This is a genomic window from Rhizobacter sp. P3_C12 (genome assembly GCF_056402735.1).
The window spans coordinates 22945-30482 of sequence record NZ_JBFUGW010000048.1 but is presented as its reverse complement, the minus strand read 5'-3'; the positions used below and the strand labels follow the sequence as shown (position 1 = coordinate 30482).

Genomic DNA, 7538 nt, shown 5'->3' with positions numbered 1-7538 from the left:
GAAGCGCGCTGGCGCACGCCACCCCCGAAACCGATCTTCTCCGTCGCCCCAGAAGTCGCCCCGCCGCGCGCCCCCGGCCGCAGCACGCTGGCGGCTTGTGTTCCTAGGGTGGGAGAAGGAATGCCGGGGCAGGCACCTTCTCGATGCACTCCGCTTTCGAAAGAGAGCGCGCACAGCCTACAGTTGACGCACCGCCATCCTGACAAAATCTGCCAGTCGAATTTCCGCGGTCCACGAGCGACGCCCTTTCGTCCCGTGAAGCTCAACCTTACCGTTGAGGTGCGCCATCTTCTCCGGTAGTGTCGTCATTCCAAAAGAGACTCGCTCCGCATGGATGATCTTGTTGCATGCTTCCCGGAAGTTCAGAGTGCTTTCACTATTTCCGGTCTCGCGAAGGACTCCTACCTCAATAGCAGGCCGTCTCTCGATCCGATTCTCATGAATGGGATCCATCGGCCATTTGACTCCGTCGAGTAGATTTCTCAAGACAACAGCAATCTCAATCAGAAGCTTGGTTGCCTGAGCGATCTCGTGACGTACGCGCAGTTTGTCGAACTCGTCACGATCATCGCCTGTCGAGAGCCGCGCCAGCCCTTCACTTCCGAACACTACAGCGGCCAGATCGTAGAGCGATGCATAGATTAGCGGTCGCTCAATTAGAAGCGCGGTTGGGTATGCATCCATATCAAAGTTTGGCCTGTTGAAAGAGCACTTCTGTTGATACTAGCCCCTCACGTTCGAGGCAAGGCGGGCTCAGCGGCATTGGCAACGATGCACGAGAAACCGCAGCAAATCACGGGCCTACATCGTTCGACTTCAACTCGAGCGAGGGGTCAGGCGCCACGCTTTGCTTGCGCGATGGCCTGTTCTATCAAATTGCGACGAAGAGTGGTCAGTTGCTCGACGCCGATGATTTCGCGTATGCGTTGAACGACAACGTCAATCGCCATCTCTGGCTGTTCGTCGATGGGGAGACTGCCGGTCAATTGCAACATGTTCCGGAAGACGGTATACATCTCGCTCAAAGCCTTGGGGCGCTCAGGATCCCCGCTTCCGCGGAGATCGTTGACCAACCCTTTGAGAGCCCCGATCTGACGGACTGCATCTTCGAAGGGCTTCAGCCCAATAGCAGTGGATGTCGGAAGCCAAGCCGCGTATTCCTGGCGGAGGTCGGCGAATTTGATAGCGTGTTCTAGCGCCTTTTGGGTAGGGCCTTCTCGGAAAAATGTTGAGACGGTCGAGTGCACCTCAGCGATGTACTTCTCAGCGAAGGCGACGTGCTTGTCGAATGCGACGTTCGCCATGTGTGACATCGCCCCGACGCTAAACATCTGCTGGTCGCGCTGTAGCAGCAGTTGCCGCTCGAGAGCGGCCTGCTCGCGGAAAATCTGAAAGAGCGCGGCCACCAATGATCCAACTGCTGGGATGGTCGCCAGTTCCCTCATCGCCCAATCAACTGGTAGAGCGAGCAAGAGCACGACGGAGAGTACGAAGACGGCTGTCAGCGCGCGGAACCAGCGTGTGGATGGTTTCATGTGGCCCATTGTGTAGTGCGGCAGCAGATCATCTGCGCGTTCCATCGAAGTAGCACGGCATCTCGCAAAGGCGCGTGCGGGGAGGCTGTGGAGCGCCAATAGGGACGGGGCGCCGGAGCTGGCTGGTTTCATGGCCCGCGTGCGCAGCACGCTTCGTGAACTGACTGTCGCCCACTGTTTGACCACAACGAACGAAGTGAGTGGCGGGAGTTTGGGCGACGGGCCATGAAACCAGTCAGCGGAGGGCAGTCTTCGCCCCCCGGGGCGAAGACCGCACCGGCCGGCGAGCCACAGCCTCCCCGCACGCGCCTTTGCCGCACAGAAGCAAGCGCAAAAAAAGGGCGCAACTCGCGTTGCGCCCCTGAAGGGTCACGCGCTGACCGCCAGGCCCGCGCGACCGCCGCAATCGAGAACCTCCGTCAGAGGTTCTTCACGATCCGCAGGTTGCGGATCTGGAAATGGATGGTTCCCTTCTGGTCGTCCCACGCCGGCAGCATCTCCAGCGGCGACGTGATCTTCGAAGCATCGAACCCGTTCGCCACGTAGTCCGGCGAGCTGAACGGGATCTTCACCGTCTGCCAGGTGTTGAGCGCCGGGTGACCCACCTTGTCCTTCAGGTCGCCGGTGCGGCAGGTCTCGCTCTTGCGGTCGCAGACCATCTTGGTCCAGAAGTCCTGCGTGCTGTTGCCGTAGTCGAGCACCCGGATCTCGAACTGCACGCCACCCGTCGCCGCGATCGCCGACGCATCGATCAGCGTGTTGTCCGGCACCGACATGAAGATGCCGCCGTTGCCCGCCCCATCGGTCACGCCGTTGAACACCACGTCGATCAGCTTGTCGGTGCCGTCGACCAGGTCGTTCGTCAGCGTCACGCTGCCCGTGCCGTACGACCACGACCCCGCCGGCGCCAGCGCCGCCGCATCGCTGATGCCGTTGACGTACAGGTCCTTGTCGTCGCTGACCGCGATCACGTTGACCGCCGGCCCGCCCGCGCACGGCACGTTGCCGGTGTTCTTCGGGTCCCAGCGGATATTGGCCACCGACACCTCGAACTGCCCGCCGCTGCTGTACAGCAGGAACGGCGTGTTCACCGCGGTGAAGTCGGTGCCCTGGTCGGCAAAGCACTGCAGCGGGATCGCCAGCTCCGTCCAGGTGTTCACCGGCAGCGCGCCGAAGGTGTTGGTCGCGTCGATCTCGCCCATGCACGGGTAGCCGCAGTCGACCCGCATCTTCACCGCCGCGCTCGGCGCCACGCTGACGCGTGCATCGAACACCAGCGAGCCCTTCGAGTTCAGGTACGACTGCAGGTCCTGCTTGTCGGCGTCGTTGGTGCTCTGCATGTAAAGCTGGCCGGCCGCGCCATTCCACTTCGCCTTGACAGCCGCCCACTGCTTGCCGTCCTTGTCGTCGACCGGCACCGCACTGATCTCGCCCTGCGGCGTCGACGTAGTCGTCGCCGACGACAACCCCACCAGCACGCTCCAGCTCGACGGTGCGCCGATGCGCAGCGAGAAGCCGCTCTGGTTCGCGCCGTCGAACACCGCCAGCGTCTGGTCGGTGGTGCCGCCGCCGCCCGCCGGCACGCCGCAGCCCTGCGCCACGGTGGCCTCGTCGAGCGCCACCTGGTCGGCCCCCGGTGCGGCATAGCTCAGGCCGTAGCCGAAGGCATACAGCGGGTCGTAGCCGGCATCGCCATGGTTCAGCGCGACCTGGCAGGCCGCCTTCGGCCACGAGTACGACAGTTTGCCGCTGAAGTCGGCATTGACGGCCCCGTCGTCCTTCTTGAACAGCACGTCGGTCAGGCCGTCACCCTCGGTGCCCGGCAGCCACGCGGCGACGAACGCATCCGAGCGGTTCAGCTCGCGGTTCACGTACAGCGGGCGGCCCGAGTACAGCACCGTGATGATCTTCTTGACGCCCTTGGCCTTCAGCGCATCGATCAGCGCGACGTCTTCCGGGTGCAGCTTCGCGTGCTCCAGCGTCTTGGTCTTGCCGATGTCGCCGACGCCTTCGGCATACGGCGTCTCGCCGATCACGACGATCGCCGCGTCGTAGTCGGCGCTGCCCAGCGCACCGGTGGTGCTGGTGTCGATCACCGCGTTCGGCGCAATCTTCTGGATCGCCGCCCACAGCGTGGTGCCGCCGCCGAAGTCGGCATTGACGTTGTCGGTGCCCTGCCAGGTGAGCGACCAGCCGCCGCTCTGGTTCGACAGGCTGTCGGCGCTCTTGCCGGCCACCAGCACCTTGGCGCTGCGCGCCAGCGGCAGCGTGGCGCCGTTGTTCTTCAGCAGCACCAGCGATTTGCGCACCGCCTCGCGCGCCACCGCGCGGTTCTCGGCGGTGCCGACCTCGCTGCTCGCATTGCGCGCCGACGGCTTCGGCTTGTCGAACAGGCCGGCGCGCAGCTTGACGCGCAGGATGCGGCGCACCGCATCGTCGATGCGCGCCTGCGGGATCTCGCCGCTCTTCACGCTCGCGATGGTGTTGGCGATGAAGGCCTTCCAGTCGTCGACGTACGGCACCATCACCATGTCGATGCCGGCGTTGATGGCCTGCGGGCAATCGGCGTTGGTGCAGGCGCGCGTCGAATCGCTGTTGGTCGCGTTGACCTGGCCGAGGCCGTTCCAGTCCGAAACGACGAAGCCGTCGAAGCCCATCTTGGTCTTCAGCACGTCGGTCAGCAGGTACTTGTGGCCGTGCATCTTGTCGGCGCGCGCGGTGTCGCCCTTCGAGGCGTCCTTCCAGCTGCTGAACGAGGCCATCACCGATTGCGCACCCGCCTGCAGCGCGGTGTAGTAGCCGCGGCCGTGGATGTTGATCAGGTCGGCCTCGGTGACCGCGGTGATGCCCTGGTCCTTGCCGTCGGTGGTGCCGCCGTCGCCCAGGAAGTGCTTGGCCGTGGCGACCACCTTCTCGTTGGCCTTCGCGTCCTTCGCGAGCGTGCCCTGCAGGCCCTGGATCACCGCGCCGCCGTACGACTGCACGACCAGCGGATCCTCCGAATAGCCTTCGTAGGTGCGACCCCAGCGGTCGTCGCGCACGACGGCGAGCGTCGGGCCGAAGGCCCAGTCGATGCCGGTGTGCGCCACTTCGCGCGCGGTGACCTCGCCGATGCGGCGCAGCAGGTCCGGGTCGCGCGTCGCGCCCAGCCCGATGTTGTGCGGGAAGAGCGTCGCGCCCTTCACGTTGTTGTGGCCGTGCACCGCGTCCGTGCCCCAGATCAGCGGGATCGGGTTCGTGTTGGCCGGGTCCTTCGACGCGGCCCACAGCGAATCGGCCAGCGCCAGCCAGTCGGCGACCGGCGCATCCTTGTGCTGGCCCGGGAACGATCCACCGCCGTTCAGCACCGAGCCCAGGTGGTAGGTCTTGATGTCGTCCGGCGTCACGCCCTGGATCTCGACCTGCGTCATCTGGCCAACCTTCTCCTCCAGGCTCATCTTGGCGAGCAGCGCGTCGACCTTCGACTCGATGTCGGCATCACGGGCCACCGCGCTCTTGATCGCGGGCCAGTCCTGCAGCGGGGTGGTCGGGATGTCGGTGCTCACGGGAGGCGGTGCCGGGCTGTCGTTGGAATCGCCTCCGCCGCAGGCGCCCAGCGTGAGCGCAAGGCCCCAAGCGAGCCCATGCAGGGCAGCGCGGGAAGAACGGATCATGGCTTGTCTCCTCTTGTGGGTATGTCGTGCGCTTCAGCGGAGCGAGCGAACGCGGCGCGAGCATAGCCACGGCTGAAAGCGCTTGCAAGAAGACGTTTACCAATCGTTAAGGCGATGACAAGTCCGAAGTGATCCTTCGAAGACTGTGAAAAACATCACATGACACGGCGCGACATGAGCAGCCGCGCGCCCTGGCGCGGATTGCGGCGGTGCAGCTACGGCACCGCAGCAAAAAGGCGCTCGTCAGGGAATCTACCGAGCGTTTCGTGAAACTCGGCTGAAACCGCTTGCAACCTCACTTACCGCTTAACTGACGCCGCGCAGTTCAAGCCGTCTTCTGCTCGAGCAGGTAGTTCGCGTCGTCGTACTGTCCCAGCACGTCGACCAGGTACGGCAGCACGGCGAGCAGTTCGTCGTGCAGCGTGTACGGCGGGTTCAGGATGAACATGCCGCTGCCGGCCAGGCCGAAGCCCTGCGAGTCGGGCACCTGCACCGTCAGGCGCACGTGCAGCCAGCCCTTGGGCGCGAGGCCCTCGAGCCGGCGCGGCAGCTGCGCCGCTTCGAGCTTCTGCACCTGCGGGTACCAGACCATGTAGACGCCTTCGTTGAAGCGCAGCAGCGCTTCGCGCAGCGAGGCGATCACGCGCCCGTAGTCGCCGTGGCCTTCGTAGCTCGGGTCCATCAGGATGGCCGCGCGCCGGCTCGACGGCGGCACCTGGCCCTTCAGCCCGTCGAAGCCGTCGGCGTTGAAGATCTCGACGTTCTTCGTCTCGCCGAGGAAGGACGCGAGGATGCGGTGGTCGGTGTTGTGCAGCTCGAACAGCCGCAGCTGGTCCTGCGCGCGCAGCAGCATCTGCGAGAAGGCCGGCGAGCCGGGGTACTGGCGCAGCTTGCCGTCGGGGTTGAACTGGCGCACCGCGGCCACGTAGTCGGCCACCGGGCCGGGCAGGTCGTCGCGGCCCCACAGGCGCGCGATGCCCTGCTCGAACTCGCCCTTCTTCGTCGCGTACTGGCCTTCGAGCGAGTAGCCGCCGGCACCGGCGTGGGTGTCGACCAGGCGGTACGGCTTCTCTTTCTGGTTCATGTAGCGCAGCACCATGCCGAGCACGGTGTGCTTGAGCACGTCGGCATGGTTGCCGGCGTGGAAGGCGTGGCGGTAGGCGAGCATGGGCGGCTTTCTGGAAAACGGGCAGCCTCGTATTGTCGTCGCCGCAGTCTCGATCCCGCTCGGCTTCAAATCCTGTTTGAAGGTGATAGTTCCCGCGACTGGATTATCAATTTCCGCCAAGCTGCCTACAGTGCCCGGACTGACCACTTCCCTTCCGGAGCCGCCCGATGAAAGCCGTTGCCTACCGCCGCCCCCTGCCGATCGCCGATGCCGACTCGCTGCTCGACGTCACGCTGCCCGAACCCACTGCCGCCGGCCGCGACCTGCTGGTGCGCGTGCAGGCGGTGTCGGTGAACCCGGTCGACGTGAAGATCCGCGCCGGCAGCCCGCCCGCCGAGGGCCAGTTGAAGGTGATCGGCTGGGATGCCGTCGGCACCGTCGAGGCGGTGGGCGAGCAGGTCACGCTGTTCAAGCCGGGCGACCGCGTCTGGTACGCCGGCGACATCACGCGGCCCGGCAGCAATGCCGAGCTGCAGTTGGTCGATGAGCGCATCGTCGGCCACGCGCCCACGTCGATCCCGGTCGCGCAGGCCGCCGCGCTGCCGCTGACCGCGATCACCGCGTGGGAACTGCTGTTCGACCGCCTCGGCGCCACGGCCGACACCGAAGGCGCGCTGCTGATCATCGGCGCGGCCGGTGGCGTCGGCTCCATCCTGACGCAACTCGCGCGCCGGCTGACGAAGCTGACGGTGATCGGCACCGCGTCGCGCCCCGAGACGCAAGCCTGGCTGCGCGAACTCGGCGCGCACCACGTGATCGACCACCATCAGCCGCTGCTGCCGCAACTGCAGGCCGCCGGCGTGCCGCAGGTCAGCGCAGTGGCCGGGCTCACGCACACGCCCACCTACTTCCAGCAGATCGTCGAAGCGCTCGCGCCACAGGGCAAGCTCGCGCTGATCGACGACTTCAAGGAACCGCTCGACGTGATGCCGATGAAGCGCAAGAGCCTGTCGTTGCACTGGGAGCTGATGTTCACGCGGCCGATGATGCAGACCGCCGACATGCACAAGCAGCACGAGCTGCTCGACGAGGTCGCCCGGCTGATCGACGCCGGCCGGCTGCGCAGCACGCTCGGCGAGCACTTCGGCACGATCAACGCCGCCAACCTGAAGCGCGCCCATGCCTTCATCGAGAGCGGCAAGGCGCGCGGCAAGGTGGTTCTGGAAGGGTTCTGAAAGCGCG

The 7538-nt window shown here is 65.4% G+C and carries 5 protein-coding genes; 1 reads left to right on the top strand and 4 read right to left on the bottom strand.

What is annotated here, in order from left to right; translation table 11 throughout:
* Window positions 1-177 precede the first annotated feature (177 nt).
* The 4 genes from AC1DXV_RS10550 to AC1DXV_RS10535 form a co-directional block, all read right to left on the bottom strand.
* Window positions 178-684 carry a hypothetical protein gene (locus AC1DXV_RS10550; protein WP_477933490.1) on the bottom strand — a complete coding sequence of 169 codons (507 nt, stop codon included), beginning with the start codon at window positions 682-684 and terminating at the stop codon, window positions 178-180.
* A gap of 149 nt (window positions 685-833) precedes the next feature.
* Window positions 834-1580 carry a hypothetical protein gene (locus tag AC1DXV_RS10545; protein WP_477933488.1) on the bottom strand — a complete coding sequence of 249 codons (747 nt, stop codon included), beginning with the start codon at window positions 1578-1580 and terminating at the stop codon, window positions 834-836.
* Between the two features lie 374 nt (window positions 1581-1954).
* A complete protein-coding gene (locus AC1DXV_RS10540; RefSeq protein ID WP_477933486.1) occupies window positions 1955-5188 on the bottom strand; it encodes a glycoside hydrolase family 3 N-terminal domain-containing protein in 3234 nt (1077 codons plus the stop codon).
* Window positions 5189-5513: 325 nt separating this feature from the next.
* Window positions 5514-6356 carry a 23S rRNA (adenine(2030)-N(6))-methyltransferase RlmJ gene (locus AC1DXV_RS10535; RefSeq protein ID WP_477869120.1) on the bottom strand — a complete coding sequence of 281 codons (843 nt, stop codon included), beginning with the start codon at window positions 6354-6356 and terminating at the stop codon, window positions 5514-5516.
* Window positions 6357-6523: 167 nt separating this feature from the next.
* Between AC1DXV_RS10535 and AC1DXV_RS10530 the strand changes: the two genes are divergently transcribed.
* On the top strand, window positions 6524-7531 hold the full coding sequence (locus AC1DXV_RS10530) for a zinc-binding alcohol dehydrogenase family protein (protein WP_477869118.1): 1008 nt from the start codon (window positions 6524-6526) through the stop codon (window positions 7529-7531).
* Window positions 7532-7538 lie beyond the last annotated feature (7 nt).